Genomic DNA, 21627 nt, shown 5'->3' on the forward strand with positions numbered 1-21627 from the left:
ATAAAATAATTTTTTGTTTTATTTTATCTTTTCGTTATTACTATTGAGAGTATTCGATTAAGAGGGAGATATGGTCTCGAGTTCTTGGTTCAGGAGGCATCAAAAGACGGTTTATATCGTCATGATCTTTGCAATGTTTGTGTGGGGGATCAGCTATTCTGCTATGGAGATGATCCCTAAAAAACCTATAGGAAAGATGTTTGGCAGGAAGGTTACGCAGAATGAATTTGCAGATATGTTGGGACGATGGCAAAGATTGTTCTTCCCGCAGGCGAAAGAATCCGTTGTTTCCCTGGTATGGAAACAGCTTCTGTTTGTGGAAAAAGCAAAGAGGATGGGGATGGTGGTAACAACGCAAGAGATTGAAGACGGTCTTCAAAGACTTGCTTTACAGATATTTGGCGCGAAGGAGAATATCAACCGGTCAAGCCTCATACAATTTCTCTGTAATAATTTCAGGCTGAACCAGGAGCAAATAATGCGTACCCTGGGGGAAGCGCTCCTTGTCGAGAAACTGGAATCTACAATGCGGATGTCCGTAAAGATGACAACGGATGAAGCCTGGCAAAGATACTCCCTGGAAAATGAACAGGTAAAGCTCAAGGTGCTTACCATGAAGGCAAAGGATTTTTCAGGGTCAGTTCATGCAACTGAGGAAGAAATACGTGCCTTTTATGAGAAGCACATGAATGATGAATACCGTGAAGGCTCTGAAAGACCGGGATACAAGCTTCCAGAAAGGGTTAAACTGGAATGCCTGATTGCAAAATATGATGATGTGGAAAAGCAAGTGTCGGTTACAGAGGCGGAAATGAAAAAATATTATGAAGAAAATAAGGATATACAGTTTAGGGCTGCGGCTGCAGAGCAGAAACCTGCAGGAAATGAGAATAAGACTGCAACCAAAGATGAATCTCCGGCCGACAAGCAGCCTATGAAAAAAGACGAGAAAAAGTCGACCAACTATAAATCATTTACCGAAGTGAAAGGGGAGATTCAAAAGACCCTTGCAAGACAAAAGGCAATGGAAAAGGCTGCTGAACTAATGAATAAGCTAGACGAAGAAATATATGAGACTATGGATAAGGCAGAACGCCCGAGTTTCAAGGATCTGGCAAATAAATATAAAGTAACGTATGAGATTCCCAAAGGTAAGAAGTCCAATAATGAATTTCTTACGGAAAGTGACCTTATGGAGATATTCCCCGGTTCTAACCAGATAGTACAGGTTGCATTTGACAGGGATAAATACGAGGCCTCCGTTCCTCTTGAGTTTGTTGAAGGCAAGGTCGTTTTCCAGATAATTGATAAAAAATCAGCAGCAGCAGCGCCATTGGAAGAGATTCGAAACACGGTGATTTATGACCTTAAACTGGAAAAGGGACTCCTTAAAGCAAAAGAAATCGCCGAAAAACACGTACAAACCGCTAAGAATGGCTCTTTTGATGATATTGTAAAGGCAATCAGCGCGGAAAGTGGAAAAAAAGATATTCCGGTCTGTGAAACTGATTACATTGCCCGTCCCATGAAGCTTTTCAATAAGGACTCGAGATATATTGAGGCGCTTAAAGAGGACCGTCCCAACGTGGCAAAAAAGGCATTCGAGTTGAAACCAGGCCAGCTGGGAATAGCGGTAGAAACCTCCGATGAAAAGGCTTGCTACATTATTAGCTTAGTTGATAGAAAATCTGCTGACAAAGCGGCCTTTGAAAAGGACAGGGAAAATGTAACCAAGCGATATTTATATGAGAAACAAGAGGCCTTCATGACTGACTGGCAGAATGATATTAACCGGCATGTGGAAATCTATACAAAATTCCAATAGTAAAACAATGTAAATCATCTATTTTTCCATTAAGACGCCTTCCCGAGTATTCAAGAACTCCGCAGTAATCCATTACCCCAGAAGGAACGAACGTTGAAAAAGATTTATGGCATAAAGGAATTGCCGGGAAAGATTAAGTATCCAGTGGTCACTATTGGAATGTTTGATGGTGTACACCGGGGACATCAAAAGATCATCGAGTGTATAAGACATTACGCATTGACGGGAAAAGGGGAGTCGGTTGTGATTACCTTCGACCGTCACCCGAAAAGTATCATTGAAAACAGGCCTCCTTCCTTTATTACCTCAATGGAGCATAGATTGTCATTGTTGGAACGTCTTGGAGTGGATCACACGGTAGTACTCCAATTCGACCGGAAGCTTGCGGAAATGACCGCAGAAGATTTTGTTCGTGAAATATTGGTCTGCTGGTTGGGTGTAAAGTGTATAGTATTGGGGTTCAATTGCCACTTCGGAAAAGACCGTGAGGGGAATATAACCCTGGTTCGCAAATTGGCTGAAAAATATGATTTCGAGGTATACGGGTGTCCACCGGTGATATATCGGGGTCAGATAATTAGCAGCACGGCCATTCGTCGGGCTATTCTCAATGGTGAGTTAGGCAAGGCGGAAGCTATGCTTGGCAGACCCGTTTCCATCCTGGGTACAGTGGTAAAGAAGTCTGGCAGGGGCAGAATATTGGGGTATCCTACTGCCAATCTGGACCTGCATCATGAAGTCAGACCGCCCCGGGGTGTCTATGGAACAAGGGTTCGATGGGCTGAGCAAGACTATCTGGCTTTGACCAATATTGGTTTAAGGCCCACGTTTGCAAAAGAACCGTTTACGAGTGAAGGTGAAACACTGGAGATCGAAGTACATATCCTTGATTTTCAAGGGACGCTGTATGGGCAAAACCTCGAGGTTCAATTCCTCTTTAAGATAAGGGATGAAATACCATTTCAGACGGCAGAGGAACTCAAGACGCAAATCGAAAAGGACAAAGAGATATTACTGAAAAGGACATTAACTGTCCAGCATATGGAAGAATAAACATTGACAATAATTTAGTGCCTTCCCAAAATTATTTTAGCAGTTTTAGATCATCATGCCGCTTTAGCGGCACCCAGAAACGATGAAAATGTGCCTGGAACTTGAATAATCATTTTTACCATATTATACTCCTTTTTCCTTGGGCAAAATTTAGAAAGTATAAAGGAGCTATAAAACTGCATACTCTCATGGATTTGCGCGGCAGCATCCTTCGTTTATCAAAATTACAGACGGTAAGGTTCATGATATAAACGTTCTTGACGATCTTATTCCAGCACCGGGTTCTTTCTACGTAATGGATCGTGGGTATCTCGACTTTGCACGGTTGTATAACCTTACTGTGTGCTTAGCATTCTTTGTTATTCGTTCCAAAACAAATCTCAAATTTTGGAGAATATAGTCACATCCGATTGATAAATCTCTTGGTCTGATATGCGATCAAACCATAGTTCTTTCAAATGCTGACTCAGCAAAAGATTATCCGAAAAACTTACGGCGAGTGGGCTATTACGATGCTGAAAATCAAAAAAATCTTATTTTCCTGACGAACAACTTTTTCCTTCCCGCCATTACCATTGCTCTTATTTACAAATCTCGATGGCAGATTGAATTATTTTTCAAGTGGATGAAACAACACTTGAGAATAAAAGCATGTTACGGTACTTCTGAAAACTCGGTAAAAACTCAAATATGGATTGCAATCTCCGTTTACGTGCTTGTTGCAATTATTAAAAAGCGTCTAAATTTAGACATGAGTCCTCTACACAATTTTACAAATTTTGAGTATTACACTATTTGAGAAAGTCCCTATTTTACAAGTACTTACAAGTTCTGATTATAAAAGCGAACCATACTTTCCTTATAAACAATTGTCTTTGCTCAACTTATAACCGGACACTAGTGTCTTTAGATAAGGCATCTGAAAAAAGCAGTGTATAGGATTGTTTGCCTTGGTATTAGCATATGTGACATAGACAGGAACTATTTTCCTTTTAAGGGAAACTGTACACAATACCGCTATTGAGGGTGAGTTGTGAAAAGTTGACTCTCCCCAGTAATGAGAATACCGTTTTGAACAAAACAATCATAAATTTAGATTCTGTTGTTTTTTCGCTTGACATAACATAAACAAAAATGATAAATAACGGTTGTATAAAGGAAGAAACGATATGCAAATGGCAATACAAAGGATCGGACTTTTCTGTAAGGGGCATCTAAATTTATATTATTCTATAGAGTCCAATTGGATATATATTTGGAGGGAAAAATGAAACCAGTTGTCTTAAGGAATGGATTGTTCTGTTCAATTTTGACGGTTATTTCGATTCTTATTTTTGGTTATGTTTCTCACGCTGAGGACAGCAAAGGCGGACTTAAAAAATCATCAGGAACAATTGTTCAAATTGGTGGACGAGGAAAATTGCCAGAAATTGATGCGAATTTTGTTGCATCATCACCTGCGATTGTAGCATATGCTGCTTTTTCAGGTTCTGAAGTGGCTTTAAATGATGGAAGCACCGCACTTATTCACGACCCCTTGACTTCTTCAGATGCAACTTCTTTGATTGTAACCTTTCGATCAAATCAGGAAATGCCTTTAAATGAGACAGAATGGAAATTATTTAAATATAATGAAGCTTTAGTATTGAAGCAATATGATTCGAGAAAAATAAATTTCAACGATTTTGAGCTGGATCCAAATTTTTATTACTATTCTTCGTGGAGCCCCAATCCGGAAGATGGTGATAAGCCATTAGTGAAGGGATTGTATCTCTGCAAGGTGACAGTAAAAGCAAAAAAATCTACACTAAAAAGCACTATTAAATTTAAATTTGAGGTTACTGAATAATTCATGACTTCGGAAACGAGCGGTGTGTTATTTGGTGTCAGTCATCAATTATTACCGGCAGTTCTTCAGAACAAAATAATGATTGGATGTAATAGTTTCCGATAGCCCATATTGCAAAACCATTTAATGCCCGAAGAGAAACTGGTTGCTTGCTTAATCAGTCTTTAACGTGGTCGAAGTACCATTTTTTTGTCAGTATGTCGTAGGAGATAAGGCAGGTAAGATTGGTATTGGTTATGATGCAATATCGTTTCTTTAACACACCCTCAATGGTTTGATCCAGCCATTCGCTTACCACTTCTTTCACCTGAAAAAGTCTGCCGTGCAGTTTGAAGCTGTATGGGGTTACATAGTCAATTGTCAGATTGTTAATAGGTACCCATATGGAAGACCTCGCTAAATGGGCAATGGTAAATATTGATGAAAAACACCAAAGGGCCATGCAAGCAATGGAAAAGCACATCGAGATGATAACAAGGTATTGACCATCAAATAAACCAACCATTTGCTGCGTGCCATCAGCATACAAACCCAAAGCAAAGGCAATTTCCCAATATCCTACGGTAAATGTAAGACCCTCGTCACTGCAAATCAACTTTCTCATGGCAAGAATGATTAAAAATGGCATCCACCATAGTCCAAACGACCAAAAAAGCAGGGAAATTCCTTTTAAAAAGGGGAGAAAATCTACAAAAGGCCCACCTGTTAGTTGTATGTGCCGATGTAACATGACGCCGGTAATTGCCGTTATGGCAGCTGCCCCGGCATTCATCCAATACGGTGAGAGGACGGTATTGCTGTCAAACCTGTAAAACATCAGCCTTAAGATAATGAGCGCCATAAATACCAGGTATAGGCTTGCCCCCACCGACCATAGGCCAAATGAGAATACTTGGATGAACACTACATGTCTTGTTGCGTGTTCTGCAACGATAACTCCCAGCAGGGCCGTAGACTGAGTGCCCACAGTAGCGAAAAACCATCCGCCATGCAAGACATCTTCAATCTTTCTATCGGCAGATTTTTGATGTAAAAACAGGATGCTAAATGAGAAGAGTGATATGCTCAGCCAGAGGCCTATGGCCACATACCAGAATATATTGGCCGTTATGTAGAGATGAAATATCCTGGAAAAGCAAATACCAGCAAAGCTTACAGCCCCTGCCATGGTAAAGAAATAGAGGGTTTTCTCCGGATTGAGCATTTCCTCTAAGGCGTCTTTATAAAATAATACCGCCTGCACAGCTTTAAAAACAACCACTGAGAAAAGTATGGCTAAACTCGCTAAAAAAAAGGAAGGGGCAATTACCTCATAACCATACAATTGAGATAAGGATGCAATCATAGTCGTCGCCATGACGGCAGTAAACCAGCGGGCGTTCAGTGAATAGGTTGCAATTTTTAAAACACTCATAAGCTATCGTGCAGTATAGCTATATTCTGCTTACGGTAGGTAAGACCCCAACCCATGCCTCCTTTAAACGGTAAGGGTCAGGGTTGTACCCCCTTATTTATGGGGGTACAACTTCCTAAAATTATGAAATTCAAATTTCGGATTTATCCTGATTTACCACTAGGTAACATTGACGGCTTTTTGGTGCATCTTTGTTATCGTTTTTTCTTCCATAAATGAGAGGCATATCAGACAAATAAGGGATACAAAGATAAATCCTAGCGAATAATTGTTCGTATAATCCCTGATGGTTCCTAATATAATGGGAAGGAAAAAACCACCAAGGCCACCGGCAGCGCCCACCATTCCGCCAACGGTGCCTGTGTCTTTTGAAAAATACTCCGCGACAAGTTTAAACACAACACCATTACCAATGCCCAGACAAATACCCATCAAATAAAAGACCGTGAGGGAAGTCATTAACGATACATTCAGGTTCAGGAATATCAATATGCCGAGTATCACCACCGAAAGAATAATTAAAATGCGCCTTCCGGGTATCCGGTCACCAAGATATCCACCGAGAATACGGGAAAAAGTAGTAGCGAATACAAATATTGACGTAAAACTGCCTGCCTTTACCGGTGTTAATTTATAAAAGTCCCGGAAGTACGATGGCAACCATAACGAGAAGGTCACAAAGAATCCAAAAGTCATAAAGTAAAACAGACAAAAGACCCAGATTAAGTTTGAAGACTTATATACCTTTAGCTTATCACTGAAGGTTGGGGGTTTCCAATTGGCCGGTTTCGGCGCATCTTCAGAGAAATACCAGTAAACAAAGGCCATCATGAGCAGCGGTACTGAATAGATCATGAATACCTTGTGCCAGCCGATAGACTCTGCAAGGAATGGTGCTCCAAACGTGGCAAAGGCTGATCCTATGTTTCCAACACCGTAAATCCCCAATGCCAAACCCTGCTTCTCCTTCGGATACCATTGTGAAACTTGTGGAATTCCGATGGCGAAAGAAGTGCCTATGATACCAAAAAAGAATCCACATACCAGTAAAAATCCATAACTTTTTGCAAAACCTGCAATAAACAGGGGAAAAAATCCAAATAGGAGCAGAATACTAAAAACTCGCCTGCCCCCAAATTTATCCGTTAGGACACCGATGGGAACCCTGGCTATCGATCCAAGCAGTACGGGCGTTGCAAGTAACAATCCCACGGCTGTGGAAGATAGCTTAAACTCGACCTTCATGTATGCCGCTAAAGGTGAAAAGAGTGCCCAACCGGCAAAGCATACGGCAAACGCCAGGGTTGCAAGTATCAGCACCCTGGTGTTTCCCTGGGACGCTTGTACTGAGGATGTTTGTACTGATGAATTCATAAAAATAGATCTCCTAAAAATCTTAAATTCGATGTTATGAAGGAAGCAGTGATTGAATAGGCTCAAATTCACTCTTTATTTTGATAGGGCATTTGTAGAGACCCTCTGTGATTAGTGAACTCGTTTGCTTTATAAAAAACAATCTGCCATTCCTCGTTTTCATCAGGGTAAAAAAGCCATTCACTTGTCCATCTCTAAAAAGCATAGACAATGTCTTTTCGTGGTCAAAAGGGTGCGCATACAGTTCATTGATTTTTTTCCCAATTACATCGTCAGATGACGCAAAACCAAAAAGCTTTGCACCGGCGGTATTGATATGTGTAATGACGCCGTCGTAGGAAGGCTCATACTCAAACCAGCCCTTTGCGTCTTGTATATTAAGAAACAGCTTAGACTCATCCTGTGTTGATAAAATGGTATTGTTCATACATATCTCCTTATTCGCAATTCTTTGTTTTAAGGTTTTAATTCCCACGTTGCTACGGTTTTTTCTGGTGATTGTTTTCTATTACTGTTTACGATCTCCCAATCCAAACCTCCTTTATTAATCGTATTTTCAGATTTCAAAATGGGAAACTGCTCCTTGAATTTAGAAATATTACTCTTGATAAAATCCTCATCCCTCTGTGTCACAATCGAACCAAATACATCTAAGGGATTATGTACTTTGTATTTCTGTTCCCGGAGATATCCACGCTCTTTTCTCAATTCGTAACCATCCAGGATGGCTATTACAAATCCAACCACAATGATACTTGTTACTCCCAGCAAGGCCTTCTTTGGTAAAGATAATTCTCTTAGCATATATCCCGTGCTTAACTTCCTATACATGAGTACAGCCATAACAAACGCCGGAATAATTATCACTACCATGAGAGACTTTACCATTGAATTAATATTGTTTACGGTGCCAAGTGCCTCATCCGCATCGATCTCAACAATTAGTCCCATATTCAAATCTTTAAGCCAGCTCCATGCGCCAACGACTTTTAGCCCGTCATAGTCCATATACCCTTCCAGGTCATAACCACTTCGTTTTTCTGTAATGCATCTTTTCACTCCCTTTGTCAGCATATTGGTATCTGGGTCTACGACCTTATGACAGGTCCTGCAAGTTTCACCATTGTTCTTAATGTGATCTGAAAATCTTGACTGGGTGACCATAATGCCGTCTTTATTTACCAGATAAGCCTCCCCTGTTTTTCCTAATAATACATTTTTCATGCTCTTGTTGAGCAAGGAGGTATCCATCCACAGTAAAACAGCGCCGATCACATCATGGTTTTCACCCTTAATAGGATAAGACATAAACAGGGAAGGCGAGTCGTCCCCTCCCCCATCATTTGCGTCATTGAGAGAATAATGGATCACATCGGAGGTATACGTTTTACCATCGTATAAGGTCTCATGAACATTTCTGAATGGTTTTTCTTTCATAATATTCATGCCTACCATGGACTTTTCAGTATCCGTTGTTACCTGGATTGTTCCTGTCGCATCACAAATTACTATTCCTTTATAACCATAATCTGCCTTCATGCATTCCAACTGCATCTTTAATCTGAGATATTCATGTTCATTTTTTCCGTTCACCAGACTCATAAAATCCTCATCACCGTGGATAAGTAACTCACTTTGAATCGTGTCTGAAACAGCCCTTGCGTGTGATTTCCTTTCCTCCCACAATAGTGTAAGGAGATCTTTTTGTTTGTTTACGATACCCCAAAGGTTCCTTTGCACCCCTTGTTTCAACTCAGTACTTGCCTTCGGAAAGGCAATTAATCGAAACAAAACAAGGGGAAACAACGCCAAAAGTACAAAGGTAATAATGACAATTACTATACGTTCCTTAAATATTTTTCTTACCATCTTTCCCATCTTTCACCCCTTATAAGCTAAATGTCATGAGTTATGTAAATTGATTTCCTCAAATTTGGAAAATTCATTAAGACATATTTCAATATCATCGATACTAAAAGGTTTTGTAATTACCTTTTTCGCGCCTTTCCTGATCGCCTCGTGCACAACGTCTTCACCTGTATAGGCAGTGATAATTACGATATGAGAATTGAATCGTATTCCTTGCAATTGATCCAATAATTCGATACCATCCATACCCGGCATCTGTACATCCAGCAAGATAATCGAATACCTTCTTCTTTTAATCTCTTCCAGGGCCTCGAACCCATTGTTCACTGCCTTTGTCTCATACCCGAGGTCGGCTAAGGAATTCGACAATACCTTTCGATATCCTTCCTCATCATCAACAATCAGTACCCTTTTTGTTATCATCTATTTTTAATCCTTACTCTCTTGAGAAATCATGAATTCTGATAATACGTTTTGCAACCACTGTGCCCGTAAAAACAAAAAACGCCTGGATTGCTCCAAGCGTCTGTATTTCAATAACTTATAAAAGGTAAAAATTATTTTGAAATTATTTTACAAATCTAACTGTAAACAATTCGTTTCATGTATTATTCCAGACAATAGGCATAAGTATATACATTAAAATTACATACAAATGAATAGCAAAAATTTAATAAGTGGAAACAATTTGGTTGCAGTTTAAAATAAAATCCGTGAATTTCACAAAGACTATGAAGATAAGATTGATAGAAATGGGAAAATCGCAGGTTTATTTTTACGAGGCTATTTGCGGCTGTTGGATTTCTTGTACGGTAACACCTTTCTCGCTTTTCCACCATTGTGAAAAATCAATTTCGGTGAACACGATTTTTGTAACTCCTGTTTTTAAACATATTGTCGGAACGGGGGATGAAGTAGAGAGAAGAAATTTGATGGTAAGGTTAACGAGGTATTGAATGAACTTGAGAAGGTTGTAGTAGTTTAAATGTGTTTGACAATAAAAGGTGTTCCCGAGCAGAATGTTAATCTAAAATTTATATGTCATTAATTCAGGGGACACCATACTTAATTTCCAAATTATTCTACTGATGAATGGAAATAATTTAAAACGAAAAACAATGCAAAGGTTTGTTATTACAATTGATTTGTGCGGTGAGCAAAAGCAAATTCAATTTGTAGAAAAACATCTCGTTGATCTTTTTCCAATTTTCGAAAAAGTTATTTAGTACAATCAAATTAAAATGAACAATTCCAGGTACTCTAATTTTGTTAATCTGGTGGCGCGATCATTAAACTCAAGTTGGGTAGCAGGCGAGGTGCATTGAAATGGAGGTTCTATTCTTCCTCCAGATACGGACCAAGTTTATTCGGGCATTCTACGCGGAGGCTTCTTTCCCCTTCACAGAGCGCAAGCGCAAGATCGAAGCGGGAGAAGATCCCTTTAAACCTCTGTACAACGAGGGCGGCGAGCCCCAATTCCTCAAGGAATGGGAGGAAGCGGACGATGCCCTTGATGTTCTTGGCCAGATGTGCATCTCCATGCTCAGTTCCTCGCTGCAGCTCTACCTCAAGGAGTCGGTTAATGATCTCCATGGAAGGTACAACAGCGAACGCTGGCAAAGGCTGGCATTGGCCGGTCTGAGGACAACAAGGCCGCCTTCAAGGAAGGGTGGATCAATGGTTCCGGGTATACTTCCGAGATCAGCTCGCTATCGACCGGACGAATGCCCTGTCCAATCTCCCCCTGCTTGAGGAGATCGTGCTGGCCAGGAACCTGGCTCAGCATCCTGAATGCATCACAACCCTCCAGATTCAACAGTCTGACCGTGATGCAGGCAAGTACCCGCGCAGCTTCTTCGCAGGCGAGATCGAGATGAAACTGTTCGGTGGCGACCAGGCTCAAGACGAGTTGGTTCGCCCTTGGCGCCTCAACGTTACGAAGGAGAGGTTGCTTACGGCTGTAAATGAAGTGGACCGCTTCTGTTCATGGATCGAGGATGCTCTCCGCAGGTGGCCCGGCCAACTTGAGCAGAGTGCAACGTAAGCCGCTGCCCAACAATGCGATGTTGCAGATGAGGTCGGCGCAAGGGTTGCAGCCTCATTACTGATTGCTGCTGTTATGCGGTGAGGATGTAGAACTAAAATTTACCGAGAGACATATAATGGATTTGCAGGAAATTTTAAAATCAGTTGGGAAGGTATAAAATGACAATAAAAAGTGTACTTGTATCAATCTTATGCATTATGATTGCTGGTTGTGCGTCCTTACCACCCGTTGAGGATAATCAGACAGAACGCCAGGTAATCAATATATACGATATTAAGGGAAACGTAAAAGATCGTATGATTATCAAAGATGATTATATTACGATTTATGATAAGGATTGGAAGAGAAAGGGGTATGGAAAGGTGCAAAAATAGCTTGATTTTGGCCACATCTTGCTTGTTCCCAAACTCCGTTTGGGAACACAAGGTTATGTGAAACTCTGTTTCGTGTGTTGATCTCTTGCTTGTAATGAGAAAAAGATTTTTCTCTAAACGGAGTTTCTTGGTCATTGTGTTCCCAAACAGAATTTGAGAACGATCCGAAACTAGCCGAAAATACAAAAGCGTAACGAAACGGTATTTCGTTTAATATAACCGTACATCAAATGAGAACTTGATACAAAATCCTAGAAAAAAACGGTGTCTATTTTGCGACCTCTACAATAGTAGAATGGATGCCTATATTCACGTCTCAAAAATATTGTGATGTTATCATTCAATCCCTCAAATTTTGCAAAGAAACGAAAGGATTGAAGGTATATGCATTTGTGATCATGGGCAATCACTTCCATCTTATAGCATCGGCACCAGAACTATCAAACACATTGGCTTCGTTAAAGAAATTTACTGCAAAAGAAATTTTTACCTTATTGAAACAGGACAACAAAGAGTGGCTATTAAGCCAGATTGCCTTTTATAAAAAGAAGCATAAAAATGAAAGTGACTATCAGGTATGGCAGGAAGGTATTCACCCCCAGTGGATATTGAACAACGATATCCTTATTCAAAAGATCGAGTATATCCATTGTAACCCCGTAAGACGCGGTTTAGTTGACGATCCTGGACATTGGCGTTATAGTTCATTCGGGATTACAGTACAAATGATCATTCGCTTATTCGTATTGATGAATTGCCGGTATGACAAATTTCTTGAAACAGAGTTTCTCGATCAGTGCATTTCCAAACAGAGTTTGGAAACGAGCCACCTTGAAAATAAAACATGTTTTAAAAAACATGCGTGATTAATTTTTGATAATTATTATTTAAAAAATATCCTTCGATTTAATATTATATCTCTTCAGCATGCGCTGGAGATATTGACGCTCTATTTCGCTCTCCTTCGCAGCATTTGTCACGTTTCCACTCGTTTTATTCAGCACGTTCGTTATATATTTTACATTGAATGCATCGAGCGCCTTTCTGCGTGCCTCTTTGTAAGGCTGAGAAAGTAAATCATCGCCGACAAACTCCGTTCGCCCTTCTTTTTTTACCAGCGGCAATATTACGTTTATCGATATTACATCTTCGTTTGTAAGGGTAATCGCTCTTTCTATAACGTTTTCCAGTTCACGGACGTTGCCAGGCCAATGGTAAGTATAAAATTCCGTTTCTACTTCGGGAGAAATCCCTTTGATCTGCTTATTTTCCTTTTTGTTATACTTTTCGATAAAATGTTTTACCAATAAGGGGATATCCTCTTTTCTCTCACGTAATGGAGGCATCCTGATATTGATTACATTTAAGCGATAATACAAATCTTCCCGAAATTCCTTTTCCTGTACTCGCTGTAATAAATCCTGGTTTGTTGCCGCAATAATACGCACATCCACTTTCTTGGTAGCGGTGTCCCCAAGTGAAATAAACTCTCCTTCCTGTAAAACCCTTAGAATTTTTGCCTGCACCGATTTTGGGATATCACCAATCTCGTCCATAAACAGGGTACCGCTGTCAGCCTCTTCAAAAAGGCCTTTTTTGTCTTTGATGGCGCCGGTAAAGGCTCCTTTCACATGGCCAAATAATTCACTTTCCAGGAGATTTTCAGATAATGTGGCGCAATTAATTACTACGAATTTCTCGTCTTTCCGATTCCCGGTAAAATGGATCGCCCTCGCTACAAGTTCCTTTCCCGTGCCGCTCTCGCCGGTAATCAGTACAGTAGCAGAGCTAAAAGCAACCCTTGAAATCATGTCCAGCACCTTCTGTATTTCTTTGGAACTTCCCACAATCTTTTTCAGTCCATAGACCTTTTCCAGTTCGGAATGGAGATATTTATTCTCTTCAATAATCTTCTGCTGTGCAATCATGCGGTCGATATTGAGGATGATCTCATCGAGATTGAAGGGCTTTGTAATGTAATTAAAGGCGCCCCGCCTCATTGCCTCAACCGCCGTCTCTATTCCTCCATAGGCAGTCATTATCAGCACGGAAGAGTTATACGTCCCTTTGATTCTTTGAAGTAATTCCAATCCATCAATTCCCCCCGGGAGTTTCATGTCTATGATGACAAGGGGAAATTCCTGTTTTTTCAGTTCTGCCAGTGCCTCTTCTCCTGATGCTGCTGTTTTGACATGGAAGCCACGCTCTGTCAATACGTTGTTCAGCACCTTCCGGTAGCCAATCTCATCGTCTACGACCAATATTTTTGTCCCGTTCGTTTTCATAAAGATTTAAAATTAAAGATAAAAAATCAAAAATACATATCAAAATGCAAAAGTAATTTTTGTATTTTTGAATTTCGATTTGTCATTTTGCGTTTTGATTTTTTATTTTTCAGTCATTGTACCCTTATGACTATGGTACACACCCACGAATAAAAGATTTATAGTTTAATCACACACATTTCCTGCTCTTTTTTTGCTTTCAAGGGCAAAAATATCCTGAATGTTGTGCCTTTTCCAATATCGCTGTCAACCTCAATACTACCGTCATGCATCTTTACTATTCCATAACTAATGCTCAAACCCAGACCCGTTCCCTTACCGTCTTTCCTTGTAGTAAAAAATGGATCAAAAATTTTTTTCAAAACATTTTTACTGATACCCACTCCGGTATCCTTAATAAATATTTCAACACATTCCTTATCCGGATGGAAACGGGATCCCACAGTCAACTCTCCCTTCCTAAGCACTCCGACGTGCTCCGTATTGCCCATAAATTCTTTCATGGCAAAGACGGCATTATTGGTGATATTAATGATAACCTGCTCCATTTGACGGGCATCCATCATAACGTCAGGGATATTTGGGTCGAGCGTACGAACTACTTCTATCTTTTCTTTCCTGTATTGTTTCTCTACCATACTGAGCACATTGTCTATCAGATTGTTCACATTTGACAGGCGCATTTCCGGCTCTTTTTGTCTTGAGAAATCCAGCAGGCCGCTAATTAAGTCCTTACATCGCACGGACTCTTTCACAGAACCTTCTAAGTATTCATACAAATACGTTCTGTTCTTGTTAATGACAGTATATATCTGCGCCAATTCCTGGCAGTACTTGTTTAAGTCATCAGCGATGTGTGAAAGCTGCCCTTTCCAGGTATCCTTTTCCAGGGAGAGGTTTTCTGCATGATCCAAATGAGTAATAAGTTCATTCAGTCGTTGCGTGTTTTCAGAAATAGGAATCGAGCTTATAAGCTTTAAGGCATTAGTAACTCTCTCAAAAAGCTTTAGACTTTCTGTGCTGTAGAGATAAATTACCCCGATGGGGTTATTGATTTCATGTGCGATTCCGGCCACCAGCTGTCCGATTGAGGCCAGTCTGTCAGATTGCACGAGCCTTTGTTCAAGTCTTCTTAACTCCGTTACATCATTGGCTACCCCTAAAATACTCATCGTTTGCCCTTCCTTGTTTTTTACCAGAGAGGTACTGAGCAGCACATTTCGGATGTTATTTTGTTTGTCCAATACTTCGACCTCAAATATCTTGCTGAAACCATTGTGAACAATCTGATCTGCATTTTCCTGCCGCTTATCGAACAAGATGGAAATCAAAGGCTGTCCGATCAACTCCTCTTCCTGATAACCCCATTCTTTGATCTTGGGATTGACAAAGGTAAAGTTTCCTCGAACATCCAACGTAAATATCAGTTCATTTGCATACTTTAAGATACTTTCCAGATATTCTTTTCTTTCTTCAAGGTCGGCCTTCAGCTTCAAGAGTTTTTCACGGGCGTCTTTAATGTCGTCGGTCATGTGGTTAAACGAATTCGTTAGTTCACCCAGTTCGTCTTTCAAGTTGCTTTCGACCCGGAAGTTCAGGTCACCTTCCGCAACCCTTTTCATGCCTTTGACAAGCCGTATAATGGGAATAATAATCCCCCGGGAGACAAAAAAGGATATGAATATTACACCAACAATACATACACCCACTACAGTAATAGCCCGATACTTGAACCGGGAAATGGGGGAATATGCTTCTGATTCGTCTGTTTCCACCAAAAGTACCCATTTCATCTTTTTTACATACCGTGTGGCACCGATAACGTTCCTTCCCATGTAATTTTTATATACGCCCACAATCTCTTTTCCGGAGTGAAGCGCAGCAGCAACAGGTTCAGTATTGACCAGGTGTCTCAAGATGGCATCTTCTTTAAACCTTGACCCTGTAATCAGATGATAGTTTTTATTCACAATATATGCCTCGCTGGTTTTTCCTCTTCGAAGGAACGTACCCACGTCTTCTTTTATATTGGTTCTTTTCCCTGTTGTGATCTCATTTAACTTATTTGCATTGAATCTGATCACCAGTACACCCAGAAACTTACCCCCCCGTTTCTTTAGGATTGGTGCGGCAAAGGCCATCGAATACTCTCCTGTGTTTTCATCCATATAGACATCCTTGACATAAGGCCCTTGTTTGCCGTAAGTAAAATAGTCCACACCAAATTCGATCTTACCGATATTGTTTTCATTACTTGATGCTACAATAATTCCCGCCGGGTTTAAAACAAAGGTCTCGTAAAAATCCTTATTCAGGTTTGTTTTGTATATCATGTAATCATTAAATTTTTTAACGACGTGCGTATTCGTTGGATTGTGGTTCAATATTTCTAAATGTCTTCGGATAAACTCATCAGACGCAAAAAACTGTGACGAATATTCACCCGCATTGAGGATAGTCAGGATATGATTTTTAATTCCATCAGCAAGGAATGCCTCTTCATTGAGGAGTTCGTTCTTGATGGTCTCCTGCGCATACCGATAGGTAAGAATGGCAACGGTAATGATGGGTAAAATGGACAATAACAAAAACCAGCAAAGTAGTTTTCTGCCAATGCCACTAAAAAGATTAACTCCTTTTACCATATACAGCTTTCAGGTTATGAATACATCATTACCGGACTAAATTTGTTATAATTTTACAATACCCCGTAAGTAACATCAAGCCGCAAATACATATACAGTATGATAATTGAATTTCGGATTTGTCAAAAAAACAAACGACAGTATTTTTTATTCAGTATCAAGTAACTCTTTTTGATTGCAGTTACATCGCGCCCGGATACATGACCACAACAGCGCCAATCTCATGTTCCATACAAAACCCTTGAAATGCCAAATGCTTTCTACGATAATCTACCAACGATGCCTGTCGGAACCATTTGCTTTTCCTTAAAGAAATTAAGAGTAAAGAGATCGAGGTTATCGGTGATTTAACAATGGCGGAATTCCTGGATGAGTAAAGATACAGTCCAATAAATAATTTATGGATGAAATAGACCTGCCCCGTGGGAAAGAACAAACCGGGCTGGAAGTACTATCAAAGACAGAGGAACGGTTCGACCATCTGCGCCGGAGGGCAGGGCTTTATGCAGCCCCTCTGGCATTTGGCATTGTTCTCTGGCTGACCCGGGACAGGCTAACACCTGGCGGTAATTATCTGAGCGCGGTATTGGCTTGTGTGCTGGTGTTGTGGATGACAGAGACACTTCCTCTTCCAGTGACCGCGATGCTGGGAGCATGCCTGTGTATCGTCTTTGGTGTTGCGGATGCCAGGAAAGTGTTTGCTCCGTTTGCAGACCCTATTATATTCCTGTTCATAGGTGGATTTATAGTTGCCCGTGCAATGACGCTGCATCATCTCGATCGGCGTTTTGCACTTGCCATTCTTTCTCTTCGCTGGGTTGGAGGGAATCGGGCCAGGATATTGGGTGCTTTTGGAATAGTAACAGTGATAATTTCAATGTGGGTCTCCAACTCAGCAGCCACAGCTATGATGATGCCAATTGCTATGGGGATCCTTCATGCCCTCCGGGGTATACGTCAGTCTGATCGCGACCCGTCCGGAATATCTTTGAAACTGCAGGATGACCCTTTCTCAACAGGCATCATGCTCATGACGGCATTCTCGGCGTCGGTGGGTGGTATCTGTACCCCGATTGGTACGCCTCCCAACCTCATCGGCATTGGACTCATCAATACGTTGGTCGGTGTGGAAATTAACTTTTTCCAGTGGATGGCCATTGGGATTCCCCTGTGTATAATCATGTATGGAGTGCTTTTTGTGCTGCTTTGTTTGCTGCAGAACAAAAAGACGCAGAAAAACACTGATATGTTGCAATTCACACAATACCTTCAGGCAGAGGGTGAGTCACTTGGCAGGTGGACTCGTGGGCAGATAAATACGCTGATTGCCTTTGGAGTTGCCGTAGCATTGTGGATCACCCCTGGATTGCTCGCAATTACTCTTGGGAGTGATCACAAGTGTGCAAAATTCGCCAATGAAAATTTTCCTGAAGGGATGGTTGCACTCATTGCGGCAAGCATCCTTTTTCTGTTGCCAACAGATAATAAACAGGGAAAGTTTACCATCACCTGGCGCGAGGCAGTGCAGATTGACTGGGGTACCATCCTTTTGATGGGTGGCGGAATGAGTCTGGGAGGATTGATGTTTTCCACTGGGGTAGCGGAAGCTCTTGGAAAAAGTGTTACGAACCTGATGGGTGCCCAATCGCTGTGGGGATTGACCGCAATATCGATTGCACTAGCGATTGTAATGAGTGAGATGACCTCCAATGCAGCGTCTGCAAACATGATCATTCCGATTGTTATTACACTTGCTAAGTCCGCAGGCATCAACCCGATTCCGCCGGCACTTGGAGCATGTCTCGGTGCCAGTTATGGGTTTATGTTGCCTGTGTCCACTCCTCCCAATGCAATCGTTTATGGCACCGGGCTGGTTCCGATTCCCAAAATGGTCAGGGCAGGTTTTTTCTTCGACCTATGTGGCTTTGTCATCATTTGGTTGGGCATGCGGTTGCTTTGCCCATTGATGGGATGGGAATAAAAGTCTTAGAAATTGCACAAATTTTTTGATAATCGCTTGAGAAGTTTGTCCATAAAAGGATAAAATTACTCTTGCACTACCTCCCCTCTGTATGGTTGAATAATTCTCGTAATTTTAGTTTTCATGCTACCAACCAAACGAAAGGCCTATTGGTATGGAAATACGGCAGTACCGGGGAAGGGTGTTGATTGGGAAACTGGGATTGGATGGACATGACCGTGGAGCGCGGTTTATTGCGCGTAGCCTGCGTGACGATGGCTTTGAGGTTATTTACACAGGTATACGCCGGACACCTGAAGAAATTGCATCAGCGGCGATTCATGAGGATGTGGATGCAATCGGTCTGTCACTTCTTTCCGGCGCACATAATGAGCTTATTCCAGAGGTGCTAAAAGCCCTTCGTCAGGCGAATGTCGGAGACATACCGGTAATTGTGGGCGGTATTATTCCTCAGGAGGACATTCCGCATTTAAGACACGAAGGTGTTTGCGATGTATTTACCCCTGGCACGCCGATTCAAACAATTCTGAATGCATTTAGAAAAGTCTCCGGTGAATACCATCAAAAGAAGCATAACGTAACATAACCGCAGAGGGAATTAGGGAACTGGCAACTGTCATTTAAGAAGCAGGTATTTCGCAAACTGAATTGCTCAAAAAATGAACCATCGGGGTATTCCTATGGGTGAACACCCAGCGTTTGTTGATTGGAAGAAAAAGGTCCTTCAAAAAGTTTTGGACCGTACACCAGAACGATTAAAGGAGTTCAAGACTGCCTCAGGTCTTCCTGTGGAGCGTCTTGTATTACCTGAGACCCTTGATGAAAAATATCTCACGAAAGTTGGTTTCCCCGGCCAGTATCCCTATACCCGGGGGATTCAACCCACCATGTACCGCGGACGTCTCTGGACAATGCGGCAATATGCAGGATTTTCCACAGCAGAGGAATCTAACAAAAGGTACCGTTACTTGCTGGAGCAGGGGACAACCGGGCTTTCCGTGGCCTTTGATTTGCCAACGCAAATTGGATACGATTCCGATCATTTCATGAGCCGGGGCGAGGTCGGTAAGGTAGGCGTTGCCATTGATACCCTGGCGGACATGGAAGCCCTGTTTACCGGTATCCCCCTGGATAAAGTTTCCACCTCAATGACAATCAATGCCCCGGCCGCGGTGCTGCTGGCCATGTATGTTGCAGTGGGAGAAAAACAGGGGGTTAATCCCTGTCAATTAACGGGGACAATCCAGAACGACATTCTCAAAGAGTATATTGCCAGGGGAACGTATATTTTTCCACCCCGGCCGAGTTTGAGGTTAACGACAGATATTTTTGAGTGGTGTAGTAAAGTGGTTCCGCAATTCAATACAATTTCAATTTCGGGTTATCACATACGGGAGGCAGGCTCGACCGCAGTCCAGGAGGTTGCCTTTACTCTGGCCGATGGGTGTGCGTATGTGCAGGCAGCGATTCATGCGGGTCTGGATGTCGATATCTTTGCTCCGCGCCTGGCCTTTTTCTTCAGCACATCCTCAGATCTTTTTGAGGAAGTGGCAAAGTTTCGGGCTGCCCGGCGACTTTGGGCAAGATTGATGAAGGAACGTTTCCATACCCAGAAACCCACCAGTCAGATGTTGCGATTTCATGCCCAAACGGCCGGATATACCCTGACGGCACAGCAAGTTGATAACAATATAGTCCGCGTAACATTACAGGCACTTGCAGCGGTGCTTGGAGGAACGCAGTCTTTGCACACAAACTCCCGTGATGAGGCATTGGCGCTCCCTACGGAAGATGCAGTTCGTGTTGCTTTACGTACGCAGCAGATTATTGCTCATGAATCCAGTGTCTGCAACACGGTTGATCCCCTTGCCGGTTCCTATTATGTTGAGGATTTGACTGATCGGGTTGAGCGTGAAGTCTCGACACTGATCGAAGAAATTGATCAGGCAGGAGGAATGATTGCAGCCATCGAGGCAGGAATAGTTCAGCGCCAGATCGAAGAAGCTGCCTTTCAATACCAACAACAAATTGACAGGGGTGAGCGGACGATTGTGGGGGTCAACTGCTTTCAGGAACAGGAAAAAGTTTCCCCTCATGTCTTTCAAGTCAACAGAGCTGTGGAGGAAAACCAGATAAGGAAACTTACGGAAATACGCACAAAACGTGATAACCAGAAAGTGAAAAAGATACTGGCAAGTTTGGATGAAGCAGCACGGGGAAAGACGAATGTAATGCCCTTCATCATGGAGGCTGTCCGTTGCTACGCATCGATGGGTGAGATCTGCGACGTCCTGCGCGGGGTGTTTGGTGTGTATGACGGGAGAAGAAGCCTCTAGTATTGCCCTGTAAAAGCATCTTTTTTAGCAAGTATTTTTGAACTATTTCTTATGCTTTTGATTGCAGTTTCGCGGCGCCAGAAAATTATAATGAAAAATCTTTTAAAAACGCTTGAGGCAGGGAGCCAATATTATGATTCAGAAAATTGATCATCTGGGAATTGCTGTTCACTCACTTGATAAAGCAATTGGCTATTATGAGCAGGCACTGGGCCTTGTGTGTAAAGGACGGGAGGAAGTTCCTTCTCAAAAGGTGCGGATAGCGTTCTTTGCGGTGGGTGAAGTTCGGTTTGAGCTTCTGGAACCTACCTCAGCCGATAGTCCTGTAGCCGGGTTTCTTGAAAAAAGAGGCGAGGGATTGCACCATGTTGCCTTTGAGACGGATGACATCAGGGCACAATTACAACAGGCCAGCAGGGCAGGTTGTCATCTCCTGAATGAGACGCCTGTTGAAGGGGCCGGAGGGAAGCAGGTGGCTTTTCTTCATCCGAAATCAACCCACGGTGTTCTTACAGAATTTTGTTCACAGGGTACCAGAAAATCGTAAAAAACTATATCGTATAAAGTAACGAATT

18 protein-coding genes and 1 pseudogene are annotated in these 21627 nt (G+C 41.9%); 12 read left to right on the plus strand and 7 right to left on the minus strand.

The features are described from left to right. Positions 1-70 precede the first annotated feature (70 nt). The 4 genes and pseudogenes from BROSI_RS13610 (at position 71) to BROSI_RS13625 (ending at position 4727) form a co-directional block, all read left to right on the plus strand. The gene (locus tag BROSI_RS13610; RefSeq protein WP_157842540.1) at positions 71-1825 is read left to right on the plus strand and encodes a peptidylprolyl isomerase; all 1755 of its coding nucleotides are present in this window, start codon (positions 71-73) and stop codon (positions 1823-1825) included. 93 nt (positions 1826-1918) lie between these two features. Then, positions 1919-2878: a bifunctional riboflavin kinase/FAD synthetase gene (locus BROSI_RS13615; RefSeq protein WP_052564349.1), complete on the plus strand. Its 960-nt coding sequence runs from the start codon at positions 1919-1921 to the stop codon at positions 2876-2878. A gap of 131 nt (positions 2879-3009) precedes the next feature. Next, a pseudogene (locus BROSI_RS19210) lies at positions 3010-3768 on the plus strand (IS4 family transposase); the annotation flags it as partial. Positions 3769-4145: 377 nt separating this feature from the next. Next, entirely contained in the window at positions 4146-4727 is a 582-nt protein-coding gene (locus BROSI_RS13625; protein WP_157842541.1) for a hypothetical protein, read from the plus strand. Positions 4728-4884: 157 nt separating this feature from the next. Here BROSI_RS13625 and BROSI_RS13630 read toward each other — a convergent pair whose 3' ends face one another. The 5 genes from BROSI_RS13630 to BROSI_RS13650 form a co-directional block, all read right to left on the minus strand. Then, positions 4885-6141 (minus strand): tellurite resistance/C4-dicarboxylate transporter family protein, encoded by a 1257-nt coding sequence (locus BROSI_RS13630; RefSeq protein ID WP_052564352.1) that lies wholly within the window; start codon positions 6139-6141, stop codon positions 4885-4887. A gap of 159 nt (positions 6142-6300) precedes the next feature. Further along, on the minus strand, positions 6301-7515 hold the full coding sequence (locus BROSI_RS13635) for an MFS transporter (protein ID WP_052564353.1): 1215 nt from the start codon (positions 7513-7515) through the stop codon (positions 6301-6303). A gap of 34 nt (positions 7516-7549) precedes the next feature. Then, positions 7550-7942 carry a PAS domain-containing protein gene (locus BROSI_RS13640; protein WP_052564354.1) on the minus strand — a complete coding sequence of 131 codons (393 nt, stop codon included), beginning with the start codon at positions 7940-7942 and terminating at the stop codon, positions 7550-7552. Positions 7943-7971: 29 nt separating this feature from the next. Continuing rightward, complete coding sequence (locus BROSI_RS13645; protein ID WP_052564355.1) at positions 7972-9393, minus strand: cache domain-containing protein; 1422 nt, start codon at positions 9391-9393, stop codon at positions 7972-7974. 24 nt (positions 9394-9417) lie between these two features. After that, positions 9418-9807 (minus strand): response regulator, encoded by a 390-nt coding sequence (locus tag BROSI_RS13650; protein ID WP_052564356.1) that lies wholly within the window; start codon positions 9805-9807, stop codon positions 9418-9420. A 903-nt stretch (positions 9808-10710) separates the two neighbouring features. Here BROSI_RS13650 and BROSI_RS13660 point away from each other — a divergent pair. The 4 genes from BROSI_RS13660 (at position 10711) to BROSI_RS13675 (ending at position 12671) form a co-directional block, all read left to right on the plus strand. Next, positions 10711-11136: a hypothetical protein gene (locus tag BROSI_RS13660; protein WP_052564358.1), complete on the plus strand. Its 426-nt coding sequence runs from the start codon at positions 10711-10713 to the stop codon at positions 11134-11136. 7 nt (positions 11137-11143) lie between these two features. Then, entirely contained in the window at positions 11144-11428 is a 285-nt protein-coding gene (locus BROSI_RS13665; RefSeq protein ID WP_052564359.1) for a hypothetical protein, read from the plus strand. 161 nt (positions 11429-11589) lie between these two features. Further along, on the plus strand, positions 11590-11805 hold the full coding sequence (locus tag BROSI_RS13670) for a hypothetical protein (protein ID WP_052564360.1): 216 nt from the start codon (positions 11590-11592) through the stop codon (positions 11803-11805). A 299-nt stretch (positions 11806-12104) separates the two neighbouring features. Continuing rightward, a complete protein-coding gene (locus BROSI_RS13675) occupies positions 12105-12671 on the plus strand; it encodes an REP-associated tyrosine transposase (protein WP_200891751.1) in 567 nt (188 codons plus the stop codon). A 21-nt stretch (positions 12672-12692) separates the two neighbouring features. Here BROSI_RS13675 and BROSI_RS13680 read toward each other — a convergent pair whose 3' ends face one another. Both BROSI_RS13680 and BROSI_RS13685 read right to left on the minus strand, forming a co-directional pair. Beyond that, a complete protein-coding gene (locus BROSI_RS13680) occupies positions 12693-14090 on the minus strand; it encodes a sigma-54-dependent transcriptional regulator (RefSeq protein ID WP_052564361.1) in 1398 nt (465 codons plus the stop codon). 158 nt (positions 14091-14248) lie between these two features. After that, positions 14249-16735, minus strand: a complete 2487-nt coding sequence (locus BROSI_RS13685; RefSeq protein ID WP_052564362.1) for a PAS domain-containing sensor histidine kinase — start codon at positions 16733-16735, stop codon at positions 14249-14251. Positions 16736-17135: 400 nt separating this feature from the next. Here BROSI_RS13685 and BROSI_RS13690 point away from each other — a divergent pair, with 400 nt between their 5' ends. The 4 genes from BROSI_RS13690 (at position 17136) to mce (ending at position 21599) form a co-directional block, all read left to right on the plus strand. Beyond that, positions 17136-18716 (plus strand): SLC13 family permease, encoded by a 1581-nt coding sequence (locus tag BROSI_RS13690; RefSeq protein ID WP_052564363.1) that lies wholly within the window; start codon positions 17136-17138, stop codon positions 18714-18716. Between the two features lie 154 nt (positions 18717-18870). Further along, complete coding sequence (locus tag BROSI_RS13695; protein WP_052564364.1) at positions 18871-19302, plus strand: cobalamin B12-binding domain-containing protein; 432 nt, start codon at positions 18871-18873, stop codon at positions 19300-19302. A gap of 94 nt (positions 19303-19396) precedes the next feature. After that, positions 19397-21052, plus strand: a complete 1656-nt coding sequence (locus BROSI_RS13700) for an acyl-CoA mutase large subunit family protein (protein ID WP_082059387.1) — start codon at positions 19397-19399, stop codon at positions 21050-21052. A gap of 133 nt (positions 21053-21185) precedes the next feature. After that, a complete protein-coding gene (mce, locus tag BROSI_RS13705) occupies positions 21186-21599 on the plus strand; it encodes a methylmalonyl-CoA epimerase (RefSeq protein WP_052564366.1) in 414 nt (137 codons plus the stop codon). Positions 21600-21627 lie beyond the last annotated feature (28 nt).

It is taken from the genome of Candidatus Brocadia sinica JPN1 (assembly GCF_000949635.1).
GTDB lineage: Bacteria > Planctomycetota > Brocadiia > Brocadiales > Brocadiaceae > Brocadia > Brocadia sinica.